Genomic DNA, 23,161 nt, shown 5'->3' on the forward strand with positions numbered 1-23,161 from the left:
CGCCCCTACCCCCTGCACGTATCTCACCATCTATCCTCGCCCGGCCTTCGGCACCCTCTCACTAAATGTCCGTTCGCCCACGATTAACGGTCCGGAGGGAGCTAACCGCGGGCGGAGATCCTGGATCTCAGCTTCCCGAGGTATTTGTTGAGCGGGTTCGCGCGGGAGAGGAAGGGAAGTACCGGCCGCTTCCTATGTCCGAGCTGGTTGAGGAGACGGGTAATCTGGGGATGCTTGCCGGTCCGCAGACCGAGCTGCAGCATCCTCATCGCCTCTTTTCTCCTCCGTGCGAGCAGGAATACCATCCCCAGCCGGAGGTAGTGCTCGGGATTCTTAGGCTCGTTTCTCAGGGCCTCCTGGCATAGTGCGGCGGCGTGATTGACGTTGCCGATGTGCAGCGCGATGGCCAGGGCGAGCTGGGAGAGGTACTCCGGGATACGGTCGCGGTCGACCGCCGCCTGCAGGAAACGATGGGCGTCTGCGTACCGTTTCCCGTCGAGCGCCTCGCTCCCGTACCGGTACAGCTCACCGGTCGACAGCGCAGAAATATCGTCATGAAGATGGGAGGTCATGGTGGCACCTTCTTGTTTCCATTATGATCAAGGGAGGGCTCTATTAATGTCTTATAGTGTTTACTATAGCATCGGCAAAGAATAAAGAAAGAATCGTACCCGGTGCGGGATCATTCCCCTTTCTCCCCCTTTGACAAAGGAAGGAAGTGAAAGCCTCGCGTGCTTGAAAAAAAAAACGATCTGTGCTCTAATTCGTCGCTGTGGAAGAGTGCGCGTACATAGGACTTGGCAGCAACCTCGGAGACCGTGAGCTGAACCTCCTGAGAGCGGTCGCCGAAATGGGAAAACTCCCCGCCAGCAAGATCACCGCCCTCTCCCCCTTCTATGAGACCGACCCGGTGGGGGGCGTTGCCCAGCCGAACTTCTACAACGCCGTCGCCCGCCTGGTAACCACCCTCGCACCCCTGGAGCTTTTGGAGGCCCTGAAGAAGATCGAGACCGCGGTCTTCAGGCGGGCCGACTCGGGGAAGTGGGGGCCGCGCAGCATGGACCTGGACATCCTCCTCTACGGGGACCGGGTTTTCGAGGAAGCAAGGCTCACCATCCCGCACCCCCGCCTCGCCGAACGCCGCTTCGTGCTGCAGCCGCTGGCCGATATCGCCCCCTCACTCCGCCATCCGATCCTGGGCAAGACTATGGCCGAACTGCTCGCCTCGCTCACCTCGACCGAAAAGGTGGTCAGGGTCTAGCCGGGGGGGATTTGCTCCCGGCCGCTGCCGGTCCCGGTTTACGGGACGGTCCGGGATAAGGAGCCGCAGATAACGGAAAAAGAAAACGCCGCGACGGAAACCTTCGAGGGTCCGGTCTGCGGCATTTATGTGTTCAACCACAAAGCACACTGGAGGAAGTAATGAAGTTTTTCATCGACACAGCTGACGTGCGGGAGATCCGCGAGGCACACGAACTCGGGCTGGTAGACGGCGTCACCACCAACCCCTCCCTGATCGCCAAGAGCGGCCGCCGCTTCGAAGACGTTATCAAGGAGATCACCGAGATCGTCGACGGCCCCATCTCGGCCGAGGTGGTTTCCCTCGAGCACGACGGCATGATCGCCGAGGCCACCGAGCTGGTCAAGATCCACCCCAACATCGTCATCAAGCTCCCGATGACCCCCGAGGGGCTCAAGGCCACCAAGACCCTCTCCTCCAGGGGAATCAAGACCAACGTGACCCTGATCTTCACCCCGATGCAGGCGCTCTTGGCGGCCAAGGCCGGCGCCACCTACGTCTCCCCCTTCGTCGGCCGCCTGGACGACATCTCCCAGGACGGCATGGGGATCATCGGCGAGATCAGGACCATCTTCGACAACTACAACTACCATGCCGAAATCATCGTGGCCTCGATCCGTAACCCGATCCACGTGCTGGACTCCGCCCTGATCGGCGCCGACATCTGCACCATCCCCTTCTCGGTCATGCTGCAGCTCTCCAAGCACCCGCTGACCGACGCCGGGATCAAGAAATTCCTGGAAGACTGGGAGAAGGTTCCCAAGTAGCACCTCGTCTCCCGGCCACGGAAGCGGCCAGGGGGAAACGCGCGGTGCCGGCAGCGAGGCCGGTCCCCGCGGTATCAACGGCGATACAAAAAAAGAAGGGCGGGTCGCGTGGACCCGCCCTTATCCTTTGGGGCGAACAACAAAAACAATAGAACGCGGATGACGCGGATTGAGCGGATCAACGCGGATCAAGCAAAGCGTTTAGTGTTAAGGCTTTTACCCTAAAACATTTATCCGCGTAATCCGCTAGATCCGCGTAATCCGCGTTCTATTAAGGTTTTAGTCTAAGCTCTTCTGTGACTCGCGCTTTTTCCGCTGCAGCTTCACATACACCGTGATGATGAGAGCGGAGACGATGAGCACAATCGCCAGTGCGTGGTGGGAATACCGCATGATCAGGTCCTGGTTGCTCCCGATGAAGTAGCCGATGTAGGTGAGCACGGTCACCCAGATGCCGGCACCGAGCACGGTGTACAGGGAGAACCGGACGTGGTTCATCCCGGAAAGCCCGGCGGGAAGCGAGATCAGGTGGCGCACCACCGGCAAGAGCCTCCCGATGAAGGTGGATATCTCCCCGTGACGCAGGAAGAAGCCTTCCACCTTGGCAAACTTCTCCTCGGTGATGAGGACGTATTTCCCGTATTTCAGCACGAGGGGACGGCCGAGGAAGCGGGCGGCGAAGTAGTTGGCGTAGGCCCCGATCAGGCTTCCCAGCGTGCCGCAGAGGATGGCGAGGGGAGCACTCATCTGCCCCTGCTGGGCCAGGTAGCCGGCCGGTGGCATCACCAGTTCGCTGGGGATCGGGATCACCGAGCTTTCCATCGCCATCAGCATGAAGATGCCGGGGTATCCCATGGCCCCGATGGTCTTTACCAGCCAGTCGATTGCTTCGTGCATCGCTAACTCCGTTCGTGGTTTGATCGACCAGGCATCTTATACGGCTCCGGCCAAAAAAACGACAAAAAATTTTCATCCCTTCCTGCCTGCTTCGTCACCTCCCCGTTTCCTCGCCCCTTTCCGGTGAGCGGGTGGCCGCAGGCGGGTGTGGGAAGACTTTAACGCCTTTAGGAGGATTATTTGAACAAGCAGACCTACGTGATCGGACACAGGAATCCCGATACCGACTCGGTGGCCTCGGCCATCGCGTACGCGGAATTGAAGCGGGAGCTGGGGAGAAAACGGGTGACCGCCGCCATGGCGGGCCCTTTGAACCCGCAGACCACCTGGCTCCTCAAACGGCTCGGTCTGGAGGCGCCGCTCTACCTGGCAGACGTCCATCCCAAGGTACGCGACGTCATCTGCCGCACCCCGGTGTCGGTCCCGGCCGACGCCCCGCTGCTGGCCGCGATGGAGCTGTTCCATCACAACAATATCCGCATGCTCCCGGTCCTGGACAACGCAGGGGTCCCGGTCGGGGTGATCCCCCTTTTACGGGTGGCCGAGTGCTCGCTTCCCACCGGGGTGGAGTCGCTTCGCAAGCTCACCGCTTCGCTCTCCACGGTATCCGCCTGCCTCAATGGGAATTTCTTCGCCGGTGAGCCGGGAGTCGAGGTGGAGAGCCTGAACCTCATCGTGGGGGCCATGCGCGAGGAATCGTTCACGGCGCGGATCTCCCCCTTCGAACCGGAGTCCCTGGTCGTTGTGACCGGCGACCGGCGCAGCATCCAGCTCGCCGCCATCGAGCGCGGCGTGCGGCTTCTCGTGGTGACCGGCGGGCTGCCGGTGGACGAGGACCTGGTCAAGCTCGCCGCCGAGCGCGGGGTCGCCATCCTCAGCACCCCCTTCGATACCGCAACCACCGTCGCCCGCATCCGGCTCTCCACCCCGGTGAGCGAATTGGCCGATGCCTCCTTCGAGACGATGGGAGTCGGGGAGCCGCTCACCCACCTGAGGGAGAAACTCATGCACGTCTCGGCGGTGCTGGCGCTGGAAGGGGACGGCACGCTGGCCGGGGTGGCCACCAAGTCCTCGCTCCTGGCCCCTCTTCCCTACGCGCTGATCCTGGTCGACCACAACGAGCTTTCCCAGGCGGTCCCCGGCGCCGAAGAGATCGAGATCGTCGAGGTCATCGACCATCACAAGCTCGGCAACGCGCCCAGTACCCATCCGATCACCTTCCTGGCCGCTCCGGTCGGAAGCACCTGTACCATGGTCGCCACCCTCTATCAGGACCAGGGGGTGACCCCGCAGCCGCACGTCGCCTCGCTGCTTTTGGCCGGGATACTCTCCGACACCGTGATCCTCAAGTCCCCCACCACCACCCAGCGCGACCGTGACGCCGCAGCGGAGTTGGCAGCCATCTCCGGGCTGGAGATCGAATCCTTCGGCGCCGAGATCTTCGCCGCCTCGGGCGCGCTTTCCGGCTACGGGAGCCCCGACCGGGTGGTCGGCTCGGACTTCAAACAGTTCTCCCAGGGGGAATTGAAGTTCGGGGTAGGGCAGGTGGAGGTCTTCGGCTTCAGCGAGTTCGAGTCGATGAAGAAGGATCTCAAGGCGGCGCTTGCCGCGCTTCGCAAGAAGGACGACCTGGAGATGGCGGGGCTCATGGTCACCGACATCGCCACCGAGAGCACCCTCTTCATGATGGAGGGGGGCGAGCGCTTCATCCGCTACATGGGATACCCGCAGCCCGAGCCGCAGCTCTTCGAGATGAAGGGGGTCATGTCCCGCAAGAAGCAGCTGGTTCCGCACCTTCTGAAGGTGTTGGGAGGAAACTGATATGGCCTCCTTGCTGGAGAGATTGGCCGCCCGGGTGATGGTCGGCGACGGCGCCATCGGCACCATGCTGTATGCCAAGGGCGTGGCGCTGGAAGCAAACTTCGAGCACCTGAACCTGGTCCGTCCCGAGCTGGTGCTGGAACTCCACCGCGAGTACCTCGATGCCGGCGCCGGCGTGATCGAAACCAACACCTTCGGTGCCAACGCGGTCAAGCTATCCGCCATCGGGCTCGGTCACAAGGTGGCGGAGATCAACCGGCAGGGGGCACGGCTGGCGCGCCAGGCCGCCGGCGGGCGCGATGTGCTGGTGGCCGGCTCGATGGGGCCCCTCGGGCGCGGCAAGGGGGAGCTCTCCGGCGAGGAAGTCCGGGAGGCCTTCCGGCTCCAGAGCGCGGCACTCGCCGAGGGGGGCGTCGATCTTCTGCTGCTGGAGACCTTTGCCGAGGTGGAGGAACTGGAGGTCGCCGTCTCCGCGGCCAAGGAGACCGGTCTTCCGGTGGTGGCCAATCTCGCCTTCGGCGAGGGGGGGCGGACCGCCGGGGGGGGCGAGGCCGAAACCGCGGTGGCGAGACTCGAGGCCGCGGGGGCCGACGTGGTGGGCGCGAACTGCGGCGCCGGTCCCCTGGCCCTGTTGGCAACCATCAAACGGATGGCCGCCGCGACCTCGCTTCCGCTGGCCGCCTACCCGAACAGCGGCTTCCCCGAGTACCTCGATGGGCGCTATATCTATCGGGCCACTCCCGAGTACTTTGCCTCCATGGCCAGGGAACTGGCCGCGGCCGGTGCCTCGCTGATCGGCGGCTGCTGCGGCACCACCCCCGAGCATATTGCCGCCATGGCCAAAAGCCTCGCGGGGATGGTTCCCGCCCCCCGCGCTTCGCGGGTCCCGGCCCCGGCGGCAGCTCCCGGGGAGGAGAGGGGGACCGAGCCGGCCGGCTTTCTGGCCGGGTGGGGCAAGCGAATGGTCATCACCGTCGAGCTCGATCCCCCCAAGGGGCTCGACTGCTCCAAGGTGGTAGAAGGGAGCCGGGCCCTCAAGGAGGCCGGCGCCGACGCCATCAACCTGGCCGAGAATCCCCTCGCGCGGGTGCGGATGGGGACCATCGCGCTCGCGTCGCTGGTGCGCAGGGAGGCGGGGATCGAGGTCATTGCCCACATCACCTGCCGCGACCGCAACCTGATCGGTATGCAGTCCGAGCTGATGGGGGCGAGCCTCCTGGGGGTCACCTCCATCCTCGCCGTCACCGGAGACCCGGTCAGCATGGGGGAAGAAGCGGGCGCTTCCTCGGTCTTCGACCTGAACTCCTTCACCCTCATCAAGCTCTTGAACGACCTCAACCGCGGGGTCAACGCCCAGGGAAACCCGATCGGCTCCGGGGGCGGTTTTACCGTCGGGGCGGCCTTCAACCCCAACGTGCAGAAGATGGAGGTCCAGGTCGGCAGGCTCGTGAAGAAGGTAGCCAACGGTGCTACCTTCGCCCAGACCCAGCCGATCTACGACCTCTCCGTGCTGGAGCGGATGGTCGAGCTGACCGCGGAGGTTGGGATCCCCGTCCTTCCCGGGGTGCTCCCCCTGGTGAGCGGGAGAAACGCAGAATTTCTCCATAACGAAGTCCCCGGCATCGTCATTCCCGATCACATCCGGGCACGCATGGCCGGTAAGAGCGGCGACGAAGGGGTGGCTGAAGGGTTGGCCATCGCCAAGGAGTTCATCGAGGCGGCGCTTTCCAAGGTAGGCGGCTTCTACCTGATCCCCCCCTTCGGCAAGTACCCCATCGCTGCCGAACTGGTCAGGTTCATCCGGGAGCGGGAGCGCTGACTCCCCACTTTTTCAAAGCCAACCAAAAGGTCCCCCCCTTGTCAAAGGGGGGACAGGGGGGATTTGAAGTTGGGTCGATGAGAGCCAAATCCTCTTTACTCCCCCTTTTTCGAAGGTGGCTTCATCGTTTTCTGATATTTGACCTGCATCAATTCAATTGCTCATCAAGGAGTAGATTATGAAAAAGGACATCCTGGAGAAGGGGGCGATCATCCAGCGGGACCGGGAAACATACGCCATCGCTCCCCATTTCCCGGGCGGCTTCACCGACAGCGCCACCCTCCGGAAGATCTGCGACGTGGCCGACAAGTACGGCCTCGCGCTGAAGCTCACCTCGGCGCAGCGGATCATGATGGTTGGCGCCAAGGAGGAGGATCTCGACGCCATCTGGGGCGAGCTGGCCCAGCCGCAGGGAGCTCCCATCGGCCTCTGCGTCAGGAGCGTCAAGATCTGCCCCGGCACCACCTGGTGCAAGCGCGGCGTCCAGGATTCCGTATCCCTCGGGTTGAAGATGGACGCCATCTACCACTCGATGGTGCTCCCCAACAAGATGAAGATGGGGATCTCCGGCTGCCTCCTCGCCTGTGCCGAATGCCACACCAAGGACATCGGCGTGATCGGGACCGCCAAGGGGTGGCGGATCGTGGTCGGCGGCAACGGCGGCGTGAGGCCCCGGCTGGCCGATCTCCTGGTCGACGATGTGCAAAGCGAGGAAAAGGTATTGGAGATCGTGGCGCGGGTCGTCGATTTCTACAAGAACGCCAGGAGCGAGCAGCGCCTCGGCAAGACCGTCGAGGCGATGGGGATCGAAGCCTTCCGGCAGGCCGTTCTCGGAGAGGCCGGCAGCCAGGCTGCTTCGGTTGATGGGGAGGCTTGAGTGGCGTTAGTTCAGGATCAGCTCTTTACCAGGATCAAGAACCGGGTCGGCAAGGCGATCGCCGACTTCGACCTCATCTCCGAGGGTGACCGGATCGCGGTGGCGGTCTCGGGCGGCAAGGATTCCTACGCGCTGCTCCACATCCTGGAGACGCTGCGCAGGCGCGCGCCGGTGCGCTACGAGCTGGTGGCGGTCAATATCGACTCCGGCTACCGCGGCTTCCGCGCCGACATCATCGAGGAGCATCTCAAGGAGCATGGCTTCACCTATCACATGGAGAAGACCACGCACTACGACATCATCTCGGAGAAGCGGCGCCCGAATTCGTCTTACTGCTCGATCTGCGCGAGGCTCAAGCGGGGAACCCTGTACGGGCTCGCCCAAGAGCTCGGTTGCAACAAGCTTGCGCTCGGGCACCACATGGATGACTTCATCGAGACCCTGCTCCTCAACCAGTTCTTCGTGGGGAGCCTCAAGGCGATGTCCCCGAGCATGTTGGCCGACAACGGGGTCACCACCGTGATCAGGCCCCTGGTCTACGTTCAGGAGCAGGAGATAATCCCGTTCTCGCGCAACAACCGGTTCCCGGTGGTCTGCTGCTGCTGCCCGGTCTGCGGGAAGGCCGACTTGCAGCGAAAGAGGATGAAGGAGTTGCTGGCCGGCTTGGAGCGGGAAAATCCCGTGGTGAAGAAGAGCCTCTTGAAGGCACTGTCGAACGTCCATCCGCGCCATTTGCTGGACCGTGGTTTGACCAGGAAATAACCCTCCTGACGAAGATCCTCCACGATGTCCTTAACGGTCAGATACCCGCAGTAGATGACTATCGGCACGGCTGCTACGACCATCGGTTCCATATGACTCTCCTCCCTTTCGGTGATGATACGAGGTTACAGGAGGAGTGCGACATAATAAGTCGCAATTGCTGGGTGTGCCGTTATTGATTGATCGGGAGGGACTAATTCAGATGGAAGGTGAAACTAATGTCGGATAAGCGGCTTCAGCGTGTCAGGTTAATCGTCCAGTGGTCTTTTCTCTTCTTCTCCCTCTACCTCGGGGTGGCTTTCTACCAGTTCGTCCTGCATTTCAGGAGCAACGCCCCTTTCGTTGAGCGTCCCGACGGAGTGGAGGCCTTTCTCCCCATATCCGGCCTCATGAGCCTTAAGGTCTGGATGGTGACCGGCAAGATCACCACCATCCACCCGGCGGCGCTGGTCATGTTCCTGGCTGCCATTTTGGTCTCCCTCTTTTTCAAGCGTTCCTTCTGCTCCTGGATCTGCCCGGTCTCGACCTTCACCGAGGTACTCTGGAAGTCCGGGCAGGCGGTCATGACCAGGAACTTCCAAGTCTGGCGCCCGCTCGACTGGCTCCTGCGCCCCATCAAGTACATCCTGATGGCGCTCTTTCTGATCGCCATTCTCGTGGTGATGTCGCCGGACAACGTCAACTCCTTCCTGGCCGACGACTTCAACAAGATCGCCGACGTCAAGATGCTCGATTTCTTCCTGAATCTCGGCGGCATCGGGCTCTTCGTGATCACCTCGCTCTTCTTCCTCTCCTTCTTCTTCAGAAACCCCTTCTGCCGGTTCCTCTGCCCCTACGGCGCGCTGCTCGGCCTGGTATCCCGGCTCTCCCCGGTCAAGGTGGAGCGTAACGCCAGCGCCTGCATTTCCTGCGGTGGGTGCAACAAGGCGTGCCCGTCGCACATCGAGGTGATGAAGAAGGAGCGGGTCTGCTCCGAGGAGTGCATCGGCTGCCTGCGCTGCGTGAGCGCCTGCCCGAAGCCGGAGGCTTTGAAGCTGAAGGCGAAGAACGGGAAGGTCGTTCCCGGCGTGGTCTTCGGCGCCCTCGTGGTAGTCGTCTTCGTCGGAAGCAGCCTGGTGGCGCGGGCGACCGGTCACTGGCACACCTCGGTCACCAGGGGTGAATACCAGGACCTGATCTACAAGCTCGACAAGTCGAAGCAGCCGGAGAAGATCGAGAGCTTCCACTGACAGCATAGGTCCCATAAGACCCCGATGACCTATAAAAAAAGGGGGCGGCTTGTGGCCGTCCCCTTTTTTGTCGTTTACTGGTTTTGCTACCCTTCTTCTTCTTCTCCCAGCGCGATGTCGCGGTAGGCGCGGTCCTCTTCGAAGCGCTTGGTCTGGGCCTGCTGCTTCTCGAGATCCGCCTTGCACTTGACGCAGTGGCGGGCGAAGGGGACGATCTTCAGCCTCCCGATGGGAATCTCCTCTTCACACTCTTCGCAGATGCCGTACTCACCTTCTTCAAGACGGAGCAGGGCCTCGTCGATATTTTTAAGCTTTTCGCGCTCGCGGTCACCCAGCAGGAGGCCGAGCTCGCGGTCGCGTTCGCTGGAAGCCTGGTCGTAGATGTCGCCGCTCGGCTCGTTGACCGGAACGTCGGAGCCGGACTTCACCGTCTTATTGATTTCTTTAAGCGTCTCCTCTTTCATCTTGAGGAGCATCGCTTTCATTTCTTCCGGTTTTTCGGTCATATTTGAATTCACTCTCCGTTTTGTAGGGTGGTCGGTCAAAGCGACGCAATAATACAGCAAAGTGGAAAGGTGTCAAGCAAAAGGCGGCTCGATTATCTCTCCGATTAAGTCGTAGTCCGACGAGTCCGTGATCTTAAGTCTAACGATATCGCCTACATTTGCGTTGCCGGCCGTGATGTATACGAGACCGTCCACATCCGGCGCCTGCCTGGACGAGCGCCCCTTCAGAAGGAGCTCGGTCTCCTCGCTGTATCCCTCCACCAGTACATCTTCTTCACTGTCCACCAGGGTGCGGTTGTGCTTGAAGGAAACCCTGGCCTGGGTGCGCATGAGCTTCTTGTGACGCTCGCGCTTGACCCGTTCGGAGACCTGCTCCGGCATGTCGGCGGCCGGGGTCCCCTCCTCGCGGGAATAGCAGAAGACCCCGAGACGGTCGAAGCGGGTCTCCTCCACGTACTGCAGCAGTTTCTTGAAGTCGTCGTTGGTCTCGCCCGGGAAGCCGACGATCAGCGAGGTGCGGATAGCGATGTCGGGGATCTCGCTCCTGAGCTTCGCGATCAGGGTGCGGATCTGCTCTTCGCTGGAGCGGCGCCCCATCCCCTTCAGGACCGGGTCGGCGATGTGCTGGATCGGGAGGTCGAGGTACTTGCAGACCTTGGGCTCCGTCTTGATGAGCTCGATCAGCGAGTCGGTCACCCCGTCCGGATAGGCGTAGAGAAGCCGGATCCACTTGAGCCCTTCCATCTTGGCCAGCTCGCGGACCAGTTGCTCGAGGTTCGGTTTGTCGGCCAGGTCGCGCCCGTAGGCGGTGATGTCCTGGGCGATCAGGTTGAGCTCCTTCACGCCCCCCTCGACCAGTTGCCTCGCCTCGGCGAGGAGCACCGGCAGCGGCCGGGAACGCATCGCGCCGCGCAGGGCCGGGATCACGCAGTAGGCGCAGTTGTTGGAGCATCCCTCGGCGATCTTGAGGTAGGCGGTGTAGTGCGGCGAGGACTGCAGGCGCGGAAGCTCGTCGTTGTAGACGAAGTTCGGATCGCCCGTGTAGCAGAGCTGCCCTTCGGTGTTGCGCTTCTCCGCCACGATCTCGGCGATGCGGGGGTAGTCCCCGGTGCCGATGAAGATGTCGACCTCGGGGAGCTCCTTGACCAGCTCCTCCTGGTAGCGCTGCGGAAGACAGCCGGTCACGATCAGCATGTGGCAGCGGGCGTCGTGCTTGCGGTCGGCCAGGTCGAGGATGGTGTCGATACTCTCCTGCTTGGCCTCCTTGATGAAGGAGCAGGTGTTGACGATGATGATGTCGGCCTGGGTTTCGTCGGTGGTGATCTCGTACTCGTCCTTCGAGAGGTAGCCGAGCATTACCTCGGCATCCACCAGGTTCTTGGGGCAGCCCAGGCTCACCAGGCTTACTTTTTCTTTGGTCTTGGTGCTCAAACTCTAGCTCCTGAAGTTTACGAACTGCATGTCGATGTCGAGATCCTTCGCCTTGAGGGTCTTGATGACCTCCTGCAGATCGTCGATGTTCTTACCGGTCACCCGGACCTGGTCGTCCTGAATCTGGCTCTGGACCTTCAGCTTGGTATCCTTGATGACCTGGCCGATCTCCTTGGCCTTCTCCTTGGAAATCCCCATCTGGAGGGTGATCATCTGGCGCACCATTCCGCCGGAGGCCGCCTCGGCCTTACCGTACTGGAGCGCCTTGGGGGAGATGTCCCTTTTGACGAACTTGGACTGGAGGATGTCGATGATGGCCTTGAGCTTGTAGTCGTCGTCGGCCAGCACCTTGATGGCATCCTTCTCGAGGGTCACCTCGCTCTTGGTTCCCTTGAAGTCGTAACGCTGGGCGATCTCCTTGACCGCCTGGTTCACGGCGTTGTCGACCTCCTGCAGATCTACCTTGGATACGATGTCGAATGACGGCATACGGCACCTCCTTGCAAATAGTAAGTATGAATCGGTCAACCCCATCCTCGCCTATGCCCTTCCCTTGAAGGGGAGGGGGGCGATCGGAAGGGGAGATTAAGTTACGGGAGCCGTGCGCTACCCTGCTACCGCCTGGCTAGCGGCTCTTGACCACCTCGACCCCGGCGGGGACCTTGAAGTTGAACCGGCCGGCGTCGATCCCCCGGTTGGTTCTGACCCCGCTGTACTCCATCCTGGTCACGTTGCCTGCGTGGTCGATGACCGTCGAGGCGAGGACCGGGAAGGGGGTGCTCGCCTCCCCACGGGAGACCATGGACTCCACCGCGGAGCCGTCGATCACCAGCTGGAGCTTGGCCATGGCCGGGTTCTTGCTCTTCGGGGTGAGCTCGAGGACGTAGTTCCCTTTCCGGTCGCGCGACTCCTTGGCGAAGGCGATGTCGAAATCCTTCGATACGTGGCCGAGCCCGGTCAGGTAGTTCATGGCGACCCCGTTACCCTCCCTGAAGAGCTGGGCCAGGTCCATCACCATCACCTGCTTCTGGTCGGGAAGGTAGTACCAGACCTTCTTCCCGTTGGAGACGATCTGCTGCTTGGGCTTGGTGTAATCGAAGCGGAACATGGCGTCCTTGCCGGATCCCTTCTTGATGTAGAGCTCGCCTCCCCCTTTCTCCTCGCGCTTCATGGCCTTGATGGTGGTCCTCTGGCTGAAGTCGGCTTTCAGGTCGTGGAGGGTTGCGTATCCCTGTTCCAGGGTGCGGACCACCTGGGGGAGGTCGGCAGCCAGCGAGAGGGTGCTCCCCATCAACAGGACGAGCAGGGAAAGGGTAACGGTCTTGGCGATTTTCATAGTCCACCTCTCAAAAGATGTAAAGGCGACCTGTGCGCTGTCGCCTTCGTGATGGAACTCCTGTTTCGTATAAACGGCGGCGGGGATTTCCCGTTGCCGCTTCCGCAAGCTTGACCGGAAATTCTGCCACACAACCGGAAACCGTGCAAGGCATTTGTGGCGTCGGGAGGGGTGCGCCGGGGCGGTGAGTCACCGGGCTCCAAGACCGGCGACGATGGCGGCGAGCGACTCCTTGGCGGGCATGAGGAACAGGCTTCCCCCGCAGAGCGCTTCGGAGATGGAGAAGACGGTATCGACCATGACTACCGGCTCCTGGCGGCTCCCCTGGCCGGCCATCTCCCCGACGATGGACCCGGCCTGGCCGGAGACCAGGGTGGGAATGGACGGGAGCAGGGTCATCTTCAGCATGTTGCCGAGCGCATTGAGGCAGGCGGAGGCGAGGATGTTGCCGATCTCCTTCAAGGTGGAGACCTCGAGCTCCGATAGGAGATTCTTCCCCTGGAAATCCTTGCCGAGCAGCAGTTCCAGCATCCGGCGGGCGTCCCGTTCCTTGAGCAGCACCAGGATGGACCCCCGCACGTTGCCCAGGATCTGCAGGGAGAGTCCCAGCACCGGTTCGGTTTCCATGACGCCGGAGGCCGCGGCGCTCTCCACGAGCCGCAGCCGGGGGGCCTCGATGTCGACCCCCTTCCCCATCAGCTGGCTCAGGGCGGTGGCGGCATGACCCATGCCGATGTTGCATGCCTCGGTCAACGCGTCCAGTTCGGCAGGCTTGAGGATAGACATCGTCTCTCTCCGGGACCGGGTGTCAGAGCAGGTCCGCCAGGTCTAGAATGGTTACCAGTTCCCCGTCCCCGAGGATGGCCCCGCCGGCCAGGCCGACCAGCTTGGAAAGCGGCCTCCCCAGCGGTTTCACGTAGAGCTCGTGCTGGCCATGCATCCGGTCCACCACGATCCCCACCCGGCGCCCCTTGGCCTCGGTAACGAAGAGCGGCACGATGCCAGTCGGGAAGCGCCCCAGCGGAAGCCCGAGCACCCGGTTGAGGCTCAGGAGCTGGACCGGCTCCTCGTCGAGGTAGAAGATCTGGCGCTTGCCGATGGTCTCGACCTGGTCGCGCCGCAGCTCGACCGTACGGTGCACGGAGGTCACCGGCACCCCCACCTTCAGCGGGCCGCACTGGACGATGAGGGCGTGGATGATGGCGATGGTCATCGGCAGCCTCAAGGTGAAGCTGCTCCCCTTGCCCGGCTCCGATTCGATGATGAGGGTCCCCCCCATCTTCTGAACCGAGGCGTTGACGGCGTCCATGCCGACCCCGCGGCCGGAGACCTCGGTCACCTCGCGGGCGGTCGAGAAGCCGGGGATGCAGGAGAGCATCAGCGCCTGGCGGGGGGAGAGGCGCTCCGCCTCGTCCTGGGTGATGACCCCCTTGGCGAGCGCCGCCTCGATCATCCGCTGCGGGTCCATCCCGCGTCCGTCGTCGCTTACCGTGATGAGCACCCGGTCGCGGTCCCGGGAGACCGCCAGTTTCACGAGCCCTTTGGCCGTCTTGCCTGCCGCCAGCCGCTCCTGCGATCCCTCGAGACCGTGGTCGACGGCGTTTCTCAGTATGTGGTTCAGCGGGTCGATCAGCTGCTCGAGAATGCCGCGGTCCAGGCCGATCTCGCGCCCCTCCAGCTCGAAGTGGAGTTCCTTGCCGACCCCCTTGGCGAGCGAGCGGACCGAGCGCTGGAAGCGGTCGCAGATGATCTCGAAGGGCATCAGGCGCACCTTCATGACCTCGTCGTGCAGCGAGCGCAAGAGCTTCCCGTTTTCGGAGATGGCGTCGTCGAGCTCGGGGGAGCCCAACTCGCGGCCGATGTTCAGCAACCGGTGCTTGTTGGTGATCAGCTCGCCGGTCAGGTTGATCAGGTGGTCGAGGAGCTCGGTCCTCACCCGCACGGTGATCAGCTCCCCCGCCTGCTCCCGTTCCGCCAGCGGGGCGGCCGGTGGGGCGGCCAGCGGAGCGGCCGACGGGGTGGCCAGAGGGCCCGGCGGCTCAGGCGCCGCTGCTGTTTCCGCCGCGGCGGGCTGCCCCGCCGGGGAGGGGGGGGCGCCCGGGGCTTCTCCTTCCGGGGCTTGGGGCGGCGCTGCGCCCCCCGGCTGATAGCTCCGCACCCTGGCCGGGAAATCTCCCACCATCCTGCGCGGCACGAGGTCGGCGGCCACGTCGTTCAGGAGCCCGTCGATAAGGTCGGTTCCCTCCAGGAGGAGATCGGCGATCCCCGCGTCGAAAGGAAGCCCTCCGTCGCGGACCTTGATCATCAGGTCCTCCATCCCGTGGGCCACCTCCACCACATCCTGGTACTCCATGGAGGCGGCCATCCCCTTGAGGGAATGGGCGGCCCTGAAGAGCCCGTCGATGGAGGCACGGTCGGAGGGGGATTCCTCCAACGCCACCACCTGGTTGCCGATGTTCTTCAGGTACTCCCTCGCCTCGGAGAGGAAGAGATTTCGGTACTGCGACATATCCATGGAATCAGCCTTCGACCACTTCCCTGACTACCCGGGCCACCAGCTCGGGGTTGAACGGCTTGACAATGAAGGCCTTGGCGCCGGCCTCGGTGGCCGAGGCGGTGAGGGTCTCCTGTCCCATGGCGGAGCACATGACGACCCTGGCGGCCGGGTCGATCGTCATGATCTCCCTCAGGGCGTCGATGCCGGTCTTGTTGGGCATCACGATGTCGAGCGTGGTGACGTCCGGACGGCAGTCGCGGAATTTCGTCACCGCCTCGTCGCCGTCGGCAGCCTCCGCCGCGACCTCGAATCCCTCACCTTCCAGGATGTCGCGGAGCATCTTCCGCATGAAGAGCGAGTCGTCCACTATCATGACCGTCTTGGCCATCTACCTACCTCCCTCCGTTGCTACGAATTCTTTTTGAGCCCCTGTTCCAGGCTTTCCACCAGGCGATCCACCGCCAGCAGGCGGAAGGTCCCGTGCTCGGTCTCCAGCGTTCCGGTGGCGATCGGGTCCCCCTCCAGCGGGGCGGCCCCCAGGATGGCGCCGGCCGGCAGGATGGAGCGCACGCCGTCAACCAGCAGGGCCAGGTGGGCTATCTTGGTGTCCAGTACCAGCACCTTCCCGTGCTTTCCGCCCCCTTCCCGTCCGATGAAACGTTCGAGGTCGACCAGGGCGGTGAGGTTCCCGTGGAAGTTGATCAGTCCCACGAAGTGGCGCGGGGCCCGGGGGAACGGGTAGCTCGGCTGGAGCTCCATCACCTCGCAGACCTCGTGCAGCGGGAAGGCAAGCTGCTCGCCTCCGGCGCTGAAAAGGAGCAGGCGCTCCTCCATCACGGCGCGACCTCTTCGCCGGCCTGAAGCGGCTCATCGAGATCGAGGAGGGGGTCGGGCTCCCCGGCCAGCTGGAATTTCTCCACCGACCGCAACAGCGATTCGGCCAGCTTGGAGAGCTCCTGGGTCTGGTAGACCATCTCCTGCATGGCGGCCGACTGCTCCTCGGTGGCAGCGGAGACCTCCTGGGTGGAGGCTGCATTGTCCTCGGCAACCTTGGCGATCTCGTCGATCATGGAGACCATCTTGCCGGCGCCGTCGGTCTGCATCTGGGAGAGGTCGGCGATGGAGTTGGCCTTACGCTCGGTCTCGATGACGGTGCCGAGGATCTGCTTGAAGGCGTCGCCGGTGGTGTCGATGTTTTTCTTCCCCGCCACCACGTTGCGTGAGCTCTCGGTGATGGTCTCCTGCAGCTTGTGGCTCTCCACCTTGACGAGGCCGATCATGTCGAGGATCTCGGTGGCGCTCTTGGCGCTGCCGTCGGCGAGCTTTCTCACCTCCTCGGCGACCACCCCGAACCCCTTGCCGTACTCGCCGGCGCGGGCCGCCTCGATGGAGGCGTTCAGGGCGAGGAGGTTGGTCTGGCGGGCCATCTCCACGATGAAGTCGGCGATCTTGCCGACCTGCTGGAGCTTGCCGTTTAAGTCCATGAACTGGAGGCTGATCAGCTCGACCGAGTCGAAGAAGCTCTTCATCCGCTCCAGGGAGTCGTTGGCGAGCTCCTCGCCGCGCTGGGCGGTGAAGCTCGTGTCGCGGGCGGCCTTGGCGGTCTCTTTGGCGCGGCGGGCAACCAGGTCGACCGAGATGGCCATCTCGTGGATCACCTTGGAGCTCTTGGTGACCATCTCCGCCTGGTTCTCGGCGCCGCGCGAGATCTGCTCGATGGCCTGGGCCACCTCCTCGGTGGAGGCGTTGATCTGCAGCGCGGTGGAGGAGAGGGTGCGGGAGGATTCCGAAACCCGCTCCGAGGTCCCCCTGATCTGGCGGACCAGGATCCTCAGGCTCTCCACCATGGTGTTGATGGAGACCGCCATGTCGTGGGTCTCGTCGGGGAAGCGGGGCTGGCCGACCGGGACGTCCTTGGAGAGATCCCCCTTGCTGATGGCGTCGGTGGCCCCCCGCAAGAGCGAGATGTTCTTGGTGAAGCTTTTCGAGAAAAAAGAGCCGAGGATCAGGCCGATGGTGAGCGCCACCGTGTAGGTGAGGAGGGTGGTGACCGGTGGTGAGTAGCCGAGACCGCCGACCCAGGAGGGGACGAAGGCGGTGCTTCCGACCACGGCCAGGAATCCGAGGATGAATTTGTAGCCGATCTGGATGTACATATTGCCATGCTCCTTTTTCTGTGAAGCTTTTACGAACTAGAGAACCCGGTAGATCCTCTCCACCGGACAGACGGTCCGGAAGCGACGGCGGACCGAGCCGAAGATGGTCTCGGACTTGCCGAGCACCAGCATCCCGCCGGGCCCCAGGGCGTCGGCGAAACGGTTGAGGATGGCCTCCTGCCTTCCCCGTTCGAAGTAGATGAGCACGTTGCGGCAGAGGATGAGGTCGCTCTCCGGGCAGGCCACCTCGTCGTTGAGGTCGGCCTGGTAGAAGGTGACCAGCGAGCGGATCTCCCCGCAAAGCTCGTACTGCGCCCCCTGCCCGGTGAACCAGCGGGTGAGCCGCTCGGCAGAGACCTGGTTCAGCCGGTCCGGGTGGAAAAGCCCGGCGCGGGCTGCGGCCAGCACGTTCTGGTCCACGTCGCATCCCCTCAGCTGGAAGAGCCCCCGGCCGAGCTGGTCGGCGAAACGCTCGGCCAAGAGGATGGCCATCCCGTACGGCTCTTCCCCCGCCGCGCATCCCACCGACAGTATCCGCACCGGCTCCGGGGAGCGGCGGGCGAGGAGCTCGGGGAGGGTCTCGGCGGCAAGCTTGTCGAAGGTGCTGGGATTCCTGAAAAAATGGGAGACGTGGATGGTGAGGGTACGGAGCAGCCTTTCCTGCTCGGCGGGGTCTTCGGTCAATAGGGCGCTGTAGGCCTCGACCGAAGGGGATTCGGTGGCCCTGACCCGGATGTTGATGCGCCTTTTGACGCACTGATCCTTGTACCCGTCCAGGCTGAATCCTGTACGGGCCTTGAGGATACGGCCGATGATCTCGAAGGTTTCCGGCGGTATCTCGGGTTCGCGGGAGGCCAAGAGCTCACTCAGCATGGGGTGCCGGTGGCCAGGGCCGCCTGCCCGGCACCTCGGGACGTGGGGGACATCTGAAACCTCTGCCGTTCGATGATGAGGAATACAGCTTAAATGAAGTTCCCATAACACAGGTTCCCGGGAAAAGTCAATGAACTCCCGCGCCTTGGGCCCTCATGAGCCGATCGCCTCCCCGCTCTTACGCCAATAAAAAAGCCCCGCCGGGTGGCGGGGCCTTGAGCATCAGGAGGCGAGGTACTGGGCGATCTTGTCGGTCAGGGTGCCGTAGATCCTCCGGCACTCCGCCTCGTCGCGCTCCAGCAGGGTGACGCGGAACCCCTGCAGCCCCGTGTTGAAGGAGGAGAGCGGCACCACGCAGATGCCGGTGTGGGCCAGCACGTAGTAGACGAAACGCTTGTCGGGAGCGACCCCGGGGGCGTTCACGATGTTCTCCACCAGCTCCCGCACCTCGGCGTTCTCGATGGGGAGCGTCTGGGTGTTGTTCAGGACCCCCTCCTTGAAGGGGACCGCCATGTAGAAGGCGCCGTTGGTCCGGTTCACCGACAGGGACGGGATCTTCTTCAGGGCGTCGTAGGTGATGTTGCTCATCTTCTGGTAACGCGCGATCCGCTCGTTCAGGTAGAGCTGGTAGTTTTCGTGCTTCATGATGGTCGGCAGGCAGCGCTGGGGGAGCGTGGTCGAGCAGACCTCGTTCATCTTGGTGGAGAGGATGGAGTTGACGAACTTCTTGAAGCGGGCGTCGCGGTCGCCGTTGTAGACCTCGATCCAGCCGCAGCGGGAGCCGGGCCACGGGAGCTCCTTGGAGATCCCCTTCATGGCGATGGCGGGGACGTCGCCGATCACGTCGGAGATGGGGACCGTGGTCTCGCCGTTGTAGACGATGTTGCCGTAGACCTCGTCGGCGATGATGAAGAGGTCGTAGGTGCGGGCGATCTCGACGATCTTTTTGAGCACCTCCGGCGGGTAGACCATCCCGGTCGGGTTGTCCGGGTTGATGATCATGATGCCGGCGATCTGGGGGTTGTACTTGACGTGGCACTCCAGGTCATCCATGTCCGGGTACCAGTTATCTTCCGGCTTCAGCCGGTAGCAGACCGGGCTCGCGTTGGCGTGGGCGGCCTCGCCGATGGAGTGGGTGGTGTAGGTCGGCGACGGCATCAGCACGCGGCTCTCCGGGCGGAGGTTGCCGTAGACCTTGGCGATGGCGTCCCCCAGGCCGTTGAAGAAGATGATATCGTCCGGGGTGATCTGCGCCCCGCCCCGCTTGTTGGTGAGCTCGCAGAGGAACTCGCGGGTCTCCAGCACCCCGCGGGTCGGGCAGTAGGCGTAGGTCTCGTCTTCCATGGCCGCGCCCGCCACGATCTCCTTCATCCAGGCCGGGATCTGCTCCCCCTTGACGATCGGGTCGCCGATGTTCTCCCAGTTGATCTTCACGCCGAAGCGCTGCACCTTCTCGGCCACGGTGACGATGTTCCTGATCTCGTAGGTCAGTTCTCCCGCGCCGGGAGTGACAATCTCGTTGCGCATCTCTTTCCCCCTAAAGGCACCCTTGCGTTTATTTGGTTTAGATATACAAAAAGGCCGCAGGTGTCCCCCACGGCCTTCAGTAAACGATCTGGTTTTTCTGAATCAGCAGTGGCGGCTCTGTCAGTTGATGGCCGCTGCTGCTGCGCGGTGGACAGGGCCACCGGATGTAACGCTGTTAGTTTGCATGGACCTTCGAATAACACGGAGGGGGTATCTTGTCAACGCTTTTCTAATTCGTCCCCCTCCGGGGTTCCGATAATGAGGCGGCCATCGCGGTCGCGCCATTTTATCCATCCCGAGGGGGAGTCGAGAAGCGCCCACGGCCCCTCGGCCTTGAGCACCCTGACCGGCTGCAGCGGCGGCACGCTTCCCAGCACGAGCGCCTCGCCGGAGGGGGCACCCTTCACCGCCTGGTCGGCCTTCCTGACTCCGGAGAGCATCTGCAGCTCGCGGCCGGCCAGGTACTCCGGCCACTCGAGGAACTTCCAGGAGCGGCGCTTTTCGACCCAGCCGGTCCTCCCGGCGTCGTCGTAGGCGAGCTGCACCCAGCCGCCGCGGCGGGCCATCACCGCCAGCACCGGCTCGCTCTCGCTTCCCGCGAGCCGCGGGAGCCGGTCCGAGCGGGTCTCCACCATCCTCCCCACTCCCGGCTCCACGTACATGACGATGTCGGCCGCACCCCCCTCGGGGGCCTCGGCGACCACCAGCACGCCGCAACCGGCGAAGGGGCGCTGGGGCCAGAGGGCACCCAGGGCAGGGGCGGCGAGCAGGACGGCCAAAAGGATGGCAACGGGGAGGGGGCGTCTCATCGGGAGAAGAGGGCGCGGAGCGCTTCCAGGTAGGCGGCCGCCTCGGGGGTCCCTTCGGCGGGGGCGAAGGTGCCCACCTCCTCGGGGGAGAGCGGGAGGTACGGGCCCGCCTTGGCCTCGAAGAAGATGGTGCCCGGCGCGAGCGACACCGCCCCGTGGAACTCGCCGTGCGGGATGTCGGCCGCGACGGCCCCCGCCGGTTCGAGGAGCGCGGTGCCGGTCACCTTCCCCTCCCGGTCGAAGCTCACCACGCCGAGTTTACCCCGGATGAGCACGAAGGTCTCGTCCTTGTCGGGGTTGAGGTGCCGGTGGGGGCGGATGTAGGAGTCCGGTTCGATGGCGTTGAAGAGCCGGTGGCAGGCGCTCTGGTCGCTTCCATGGAGGTTGTGGTTCTTGCGGAGCCGCGGCGAGCGGCGGGCCTCCTCGGCGACCGCGTCGAGGACGGAAGCTTCGATCGCTTTCATCGGGCTACATCTCCACCAGGGCCAACTCGTTGCCGTCGGGGTCGGCCACCACCGCCATCTTCCCCCACGGGGTCTTCTCGAGGGGCTCGGTGAAGCGGACCCCCTGGGCGGTGAGCCGCTGGCAGAGCTCTTCGAGCTCCTTGACGCTGAGGGTAACCCCGGTGTGGCGGCCGACCAGCTTCTGGGCCGCCTCGTGCATGGCGAGCGAGATCCCGAGCGTGGTGCCCTGGCCGGGGAGGAATTCCATCATGTATTCGGTCTCCCCGCCCGGCTCCAGACCGAGTTGTTCGCGGTAAAAGGTGCGGGCGTTGGGGATATTCCTGACGAATACGACTACGTTCTTAATTTTTTCTACCATAGGGACCGCCTGAGATGGTATGTTGTGACAGCGTTCTAATAGATAGCAGAGTGGACCCCCGCTGGCAAGCCTTATGATGGTGCAGCTTGGGCGGGCGGTCCCTTTATCCAGGGGGGCAGTGTGGAACAAGCATTTACGCCGCGGGAGGTGTATGTTGCCTCCTCCTTCATGGCGCCGGTAGGGCGTTATAACGGCCGGGAACGCGAGGCCGCCACCTTTCTCGAACTGGCCGAAAAGGCCGGACAACTCTTCTCCCACGGGCGCGTCAGGCGCTCCGACATAGGTGCGGTCGTGGTCGGCTGCCAGAACCCGGTCGCCTTCTCCGGCGTCGACAACACCGCGGCCAAGATCGCCGGGGTGCTCGGCATCTCGGGCGCCAAGTCGGTCCTCATCGACACCGCCTCCTCCTCCGGGGCCTCCGCCCTCGAATACGCCTACCTGCAGGTTGCCTCGGGCCGCTGCGACCACGTGCTGGCCCTGGGGATCCAGAAGATGAGCGACGTCGCCACCCCCCAGGCGACCCGCATCGTCGCCGGGGTGATCGACCGCGACGAGGGGGAGTTCGGCCTCAGCATGCCCGCCTGCGGTGCGCTGGTGGCCCGCTCGCTCATGGAACGGCTGAAGCTCTCCGACGAGGAGTGGACCGCCTTCTCCGCGCTCCTCACCCAAAGGGCCCACCGCTTCGCCGCCAGAAACCCCGAGGCGCACCTGAACTTCGAGATCCCGCTCGAGGAGTACTACCGGCAGATCCAGAACGGAAAGAACTACCGCTACTGGTGGCCGCTTCGCTACCACGACTTCTGCCCGATGTCGGACGGCGTCGCCGGGGTCATCCTGAGCGCCACCCCCCACGAGGTGATAGTCTCCGGGGTGGGGAGCGCCACCGACATCCCGACCATCGCCGACCGCCCCTACTTCCACAGCTTCCCCGCCACCGTCAGGGCGGCCGCCGAGGCCTACTCCATGGCGGGGATCAAGGACATCAAGGCCTTCGCCGGGAAGATCCACGTCAACATGCACGATCCCTTCAACGGCTTCGGCCCCATCAACATGGTGGACCTCGGCTTCGTGCACCGGCGGCGGATCGTCGAGGTGCTCCTGAACGACGAGCTGACCGGGGAAAACGGGGCCTTCCCGACCAACATCACCGGCGGGCTCAAGGGGCGCGGCCATCCGCTCGGGGCGACCGGCATGATCCAGATCGTGGAGAACCACCGCCTGATCAGCCAGGGGCGCTTCGAGATGGGGATCGCCCACTCCATCGGGGGACCGATCAACAACAACGTGGTGACCCTCCTGGAGCGGACCTCCCATTACCGGAACCGCCCCCGGCCGAAGCTCTCCCCCTGGGGGCTCCCGGCCCTGGGGCACCTGAAGCCGAAGCAGCTCAACGTGGCCGAGCTTTTGGCGGGGGCCGGCGTCGTCGAGGGGCGCTTCGTGACCGCGACCACCCGCTTCGATTTCAAGACCGGCAATCCCGAGGCGGCGGTGGTGATCGTCTCCTGCATGGTGAACGGCACCCGCTATCCCTTCCTGTTCGGGATCGGCGGCGAGCACGCCCAGGAGGTGGCCAACCTGAAGCCGGGCGACCCGGTGAGCCTCGAGCGCTCCGGCGAAGAGATCCTGGTCAACCGGATCCCGGTCAAACGTTTCTACCGCAGGACGGTGGACGGTGTGCTGGAGTTGGCCGGCAACGGGTGGAAGAAACTGACCGGCAACGGCTGAGGCCGCC

At 63.6% G+C, this 23,161-nt stretch carries 24 protein-coding genes; 8 read left to right on the top strand and 16 right to left on the bottom strand.

The window, feature by feature from the left end; all coding sequences use genetic code 11:
* Positions 1 to 101: 101 nt before the first annotated feature.
* On the bottom strand, positions 102 to 572 hold the full coding sequence (locus tag L4X63_RS06790) for a tetratricopeptide repeat protein (RefSeq protein ID WP_250677822.1): 471 nt from the start codon (positions 570 to 572) through the stop codon (positions 102 to 104).
* A gap of 200 nt (positions 573 to 772) precedes the next feature.
* Between L4X63_RS06790 and folK the strand changes: the two genes are divergently transcribed.
* Together folK and fsa are read left to right on the top strand one after the other, a co-directional pair.
* Positions 773 to 1,261 carry a 2-amino-4-hydroxy-6-hydroxymethyldihydropteridine diphosphokinase gene (gene folK, locus L4X63_RS06795; RefSeq protein ID WP_250677823.1) on the top strand — a complete coding sequence of 163 codons (489 nt, stop codon included), beginning with the start codon at positions 773 to 775 and terminating at the stop codon, positions 1,259 to 1,261.
* Between the two features lie 161 nt (positions 1,262 to 1,422).
* Positions 1,423 to 2,067, top strand: a complete 645-nt coding sequence (fsa, locus tag L4X63_RS06800) for a fructose-6-phosphate aldolase (RefSeq protein ID WP_250677824.1) — start codon at positions 1,423 to 1,425, stop codon at positions 2,065 to 2,067.
* 279 nt (positions 2,068 to 2,346) lie between these two features.
* Here fsa and L4X63_RS06805 read toward each other — a convergent pair whose 3' ends face one another.
* A complete protein-coding gene (locus L4X63_RS06805; protein ID WP_250677825.1) occupies positions 2,347 to 2,964 on the bottom strand; it encodes a DedA family protein in 618 nt (205 codons plus the stop codon).
* Positions 2,965 to 3,144: 180 nt separating this feature from the next.
* Between L4X63_RS06805 and L4X63_RS06810 the strand changes: the two genes are divergently transcribed.
* The 5 genes from L4X63_RS06810 to L4X63_RS06830 all read left to right on the top strand — a co-directional run bounded on the left by L4X63_RS06810 (position 3,145) and on the right by L4X63_RS06830 (position 9,472).
* Positions 3,145 to 4,785: a putative manganese-dependent inorganic diphosphatase gene (locus L4X63_RS06810; protein ID WP_250677826.1), complete on the top strand. Its 1,641-nt coding sequence runs from the start codon at positions 3,145 to 3,147 to the stop codon at positions 4,783 to 4,785.
* Between the two features lies 1 nt (position 4,786).
* Positions 4,787 to 6,604, top strand: coding sequence for a bifunctional homocysteine S-methyltransferase/methylenetetrahydrofolate reductase (locus tag L4X63_RS06815; protein ID WP_250677827.1), 1,818 nt, complete (start codon positions 4,787 to 4,789; stop codon positions 6,602 to 6,604).
* Positions 6,605 to 6,782: 178 nt separating this feature from the next.
* Positions 6,783 to 7,481 carry a ferredoxin-like domain-containing protein gene (locus L4X63_RS06820; protein WP_250677828.1) on the top strand — a complete coding sequence of 233 codons (699 nt, stop codon included), beginning with the start codon at positions 6,783 to 6,785 and terminating at the stop codon, positions 7,479 to 7,481.
* The gene (ttcA, locus tag L4X63_RS06825) at positions 7,482 to 8,243 is read left to right on the top strand and encodes a tRNA 2-thiocytidine(32) synthetase TtcA (RefSeq protein ID WP_250677829.1); all 762 of its coding nucleotides are present in this window, start codon (positions 7,482 to 7,484) and stop codon (positions 8,241 to 8,243) included.
* A gap of 218 nt (positions 8,244 to 8,461) precedes the next feature.
* Complete coding sequence (locus L4X63_RS06830) at positions 8,462 to 9,472, top strand: 4Fe-4S binding protein (protein WP_250677830.1); 1,011 nt, start codon at positions 8,462 to 8,464, stop codon at positions 9,470 to 9,472.
* Positions 9,473 to 9,558: 86 nt separating this feature from the next.
* On the opposite strand, the gene L4X63_RS06835 is transcribed toward L4X63_RS06830, so the two are convergent.
* The 14 genes from L4X63_RS06835 to L4X63_RS06900 all read right to left on the bottom strand — a co-directional run bounded on the left by L4X63_RS06835 (position 9,559) and on the right by L4X63_RS06900 (position 21,429).
* Positions 9,559 to 9,978, bottom strand: coding sequence for a TraR/DksA family transcriptional regulator (locus L4X63_RS06835; RefSeq protein ID WP_250677831.1), 420 nt, complete (start codon positions 9,976 to 9,978; stop codon positions 9,559 to 9,561).
* Between the two features lie 72 nt (positions 9,979 to 10,050).
* A complete protein-coding gene (rimO, locus tag L4X63_RS06840) occupies positions 10,051 to 11,409 on the bottom strand; it encodes a 30S ribosomal protein S12 methylthiotransferase RimO (protein ID WP_250677832.1) in 1,359 nt (452 codons plus the stop codon).
* Positions 11,410 to 11,412: 3 nt separating this feature from the next.
* Complete coding sequence (locus L4X63_RS06845; protein WP_250677833.1) at positions 11,413 to 11,898, bottom strand: YajQ family cyclic di-GMP-binding protein; 486 nt, start codon at positions 11,896 to 11,898, stop codon at positions 11,413 to 11,415.
* Positions 11,899 to 12,034: 136 nt separating this feature from the next.
* Entirely contained in the window at positions 12,035 to 12,745 is a 711-nt protein-coding gene (locus tag L4X63_RS06850) for a LolA family protein (protein ID WP_250677834.1), read from the bottom strand.
* Between the two features lie 189 nt (positions 12,746 to 12,934).
* Positions 12,935 to 13,531: a chemotaxis protein CheC gene (locus L4X63_RS06855; RefSeq protein WP_250677835.1), complete on the bottom strand. Its 597-nt coding sequence runs from the start codon at positions 13,529 to 13,531 to the stop codon at positions 12,935 to 12,937.
* Between the two features lie 22 nt (positions 13,532 to 13,553).
* Positions 13,554 to 15,254, bottom strand: a complete 1,701-nt coding sequence (locus L4X63_RS06860) for a chemotaxis protein CheA (protein WP_250677836.1) — start codon at positions 15,252 to 15,254, stop codon at positions 13,554 to 13,556.
* A gap of 10 nt (positions 15,255 to 15,264) precedes the next feature.
* On the bottom strand, positions 15,265 to 15,630 hold the full coding sequence (locus L4X63_RS06865; protein WP_250677837.1) for a response regulator: 366 nt from the start codon (positions 15,628 to 15,630) through the stop codon (positions 15,265 to 15,267).
* Positions 15,631 to 15,650: 20 nt separating this feature from the next.
* Entirely contained in the window at positions 15,651 to 16,076 is a 426-nt protein-coding gene (locus tag L4X63_RS06870; protein ID WP_250677893.1) for a chemotaxis protein CheW, read from the bottom strand.
* A complete protein-coding gene (locus L4X63_RS06875) occupies positions 16,076 to 17,398 on the bottom strand; it encodes a methyl-accepting chemotaxis protein (protein WP_250677838.1) in 1,323 nt (440 codons plus the stop codon). Before L4X63_RS06875 ends, L4X63_RS06870 begins: the two co-directional genes overlap by 1 nt.
* Positions 17,399 to 17,434: 36 nt before the next feature.
* On the bottom strand, positions 17,435 to 18,271 hold the full coding sequence (locus L4X63_RS06880; RefSeq protein WP_250677839.1) for a CheR family methyltransferase: 837 nt from the start codon (positions 18,269 to 18,271) through the stop codon (positions 17,435 to 17,437).
* A gap of 222 nt (positions 18,272 to 18,493) precedes the next feature.
* A complete protein-coding gene (locus tag L4X63_RS06885; protein ID WP_250677840.1) occupies positions 18,494 to 19,798 on the bottom strand; it encodes a pyridoxal phosphate-dependent aminotransferase in 1,305 nt (434 codons plus the stop codon).
* A gap of 218 nt (positions 19,799 to 20,016) precedes the next feature.
* A complete protein-coding gene (locus L4X63_RS06890) occupies positions 20,017 to 20,607 on the bottom strand; it encodes an SH3 domain-containing protein (RefSeq protein ID WP_250677841.1) in 591 nt (196 codons plus the stop codon).
* Complete coding sequence (locus tag L4X63_RS06895) at positions 20,604 to 21,071, bottom strand: WbuC family cupin fold metalloprotein (RefSeq protein ID WP_250677842.1); 468 nt, start codon at positions 21,069 to 21,071, stop codon at positions 20,604 to 20,606. Before L4X63_RS06895 ends, L4X63_RS06890 begins: the two co-directional genes overlap by 4 nt.
* Positions 21,072 to 21,075: 4 nt before the next feature.
* On the bottom strand, positions 21,076 to 21,429 hold the full coding sequence (locus L4X63_RS06900) for a VOC family protein (protein ID WP_250677843.1): 354 nt from the start codon (positions 21,427 to 21,429) through the stop codon (positions 21,076 to 21,078).
* Between the two features lie 120 nt (positions 21,430 to 21,549).
* On the opposite strand from L4X63_RS06900, the gene L4X63_RS06905 reads away from it, so the two are divergent.
* The gene (locus tag L4X63_RS06905; RefSeq protein ID WP_250677844.1) at positions 21,550 to 23,154 is read left to right on the top strand and encodes a thiolase family protein; all 1,605 of its coding nucleotides are present in this window, start codon (positions 21,550 to 21,552) and stop codon (positions 23,152 to 23,154) included.
* The last annotated feature ends 7 nt before the right edge of the window (positions 23,155 to 23,161 follow it).

This window comes from Geomonas sp. Red32 (assembly GCF_023652955.1).
GTDB lineage: Bacteria > Desulfobacterota > Desulfuromonadia > Geobacterales > Geobacteraceae > Geomonas.

Excerpts from the sequence above, each read along its gene's own strand:
- L4X63_RS06860 (WP_250677836.1), bottom strand. The coding sequence starts at position 15,254 with ATGTCGCAGTACCGAAATCTCTTCCTCTCCGAGGCGAGGGAGTACCTG.
- L4X63_RS06875 (WP_250677838.1), bottom strand. The coding sequence starts at position 17,398 with ATGTACATCCAGATCGGCTACAAATTCATCCTCGGATTCCTGGCCGTG.
- L4X63_RS06850 (WP_250677834.1), bottom strand. The coding sequence starts at position 12,745 with ATGAAAATCGCCAAGACCGTTACCCTTTCCCTGCTCGTCCTGTTGATG.
- L4X63_RS06870 (WP_250677893.1), bottom strand. The coding sequence starts at position 16,076 with ATGGAGGAGCGCCTGCTCCTTTTCAGCGCCGGAGGCGAGCAGCTTGCC.
- L4X63_RS06865 (WP_250677837.1), bottom strand. The coding sequence starts at position 15,630 with ATGGCCAAGACGGTCATGATAGTGGACGACTCGCTCTTCATGCGGAAG.
- L4X63_RS06855 (WP_250677835.1), bottom strand. The coding sequence starts at position 13,531 with ATGTCTATCCTCAAGCCTGCCGAACTGGACGCGTTGACCGAGGCATGC.
- L4X63_RS06790 (WP_250677822.1), bottom strand. The coding sequence starts at position 572 with ATGACCTCCCATCTTCATGACGATATTTCTGCGCTGTCGACCGGTGAG.
- fsa (WP_250677824.1), top strand. The coding sequence starts at position 1,423 with ATGAAGTTTTTCATCGACACAGCTGACGTGCGGGAGATCCGCGAGGCA.
- L4X63_RS06805 (WP_250677825.1), bottom strand. The coding sequence starts at position 2,964 with ATGCACGAAGCAATCGACTGGCTGGTAAAGACCATCGGGGCCATGGGA.
- L4X63_RS06880 (WP_250677839.1), bottom strand. The coding sequence starts at position 18,271 with ATGCTGAGTGAGCTCTTGGCCTCCCGCGAACCCGAGATACCGCCGGAA.
- L4X63_RS06900 (WP_250677843.1), bottom strand. The coding sequence starts at position 21,429 with ATGGTAGAAAAAATTAAGAACGTAGTCGTATTCGTCAGGAATATCCCC.
- L4X63_RS06845 (WP_250677833.1), bottom strand. The coding sequence starts at position 11,898 with ATGCCGTCATTCGACATCGTATCCAAGGTAGATCTGCAGGAGGTCGAC.
- L4X63_RS06885 (WP_250677840.1), bottom strand. The coding sequence starts at position 19,798 with ATGCGCAACGAGATTGTCACTCCCGGCGCGGGAGAACTGACCTACGAG.
- L4X63_RS06835 (WP_250677831.1), bottom strand. The coding sequence starts at position 9,978 with ATGACCGAAAAACCGGAAGAAATGAAAGCGATGCTCCTCAAGATGAAA.
- L4X63_RS06815 (WP_250677827.1), top strand. The coding sequence starts at position 4,787 with ATGGCCTCCTTGCTGGAGAGATTGGCCGCCCGGGTGATGGTCGGCGAC.
- L4X63_RS06890 (WP_250677841.1), bottom strand. The coding sequence starts at position 20,607 with ATGAGACGCCCCCTCCCCGTTGCCATCCTTTTGGCCGTCCTGCTCGCC.
- L4X63_RS06830 (WP_250677830.1), top strand. The coding sequence starts at position 8,462 with ATGTCGGATAAGCGGCTTCAGCGTGTCAGGTTAATCGTCCAGTGGTCT.
- L4X63_RS06820 (WP_250677828.1), top strand. The coding sequence starts at position 6,783 with ATGAAAAAGGACATCCTGGAGAAGGGGGCGATCATCCAGCGGGACCGG.
- L4X63_RS06895 (WP_250677842.1), bottom strand. The coding sequence starts at position 21,071 with ATGAAAGCGATCGAAGCTTCCGTCCTCGACGCGGTCGCCGAGGAGGCC.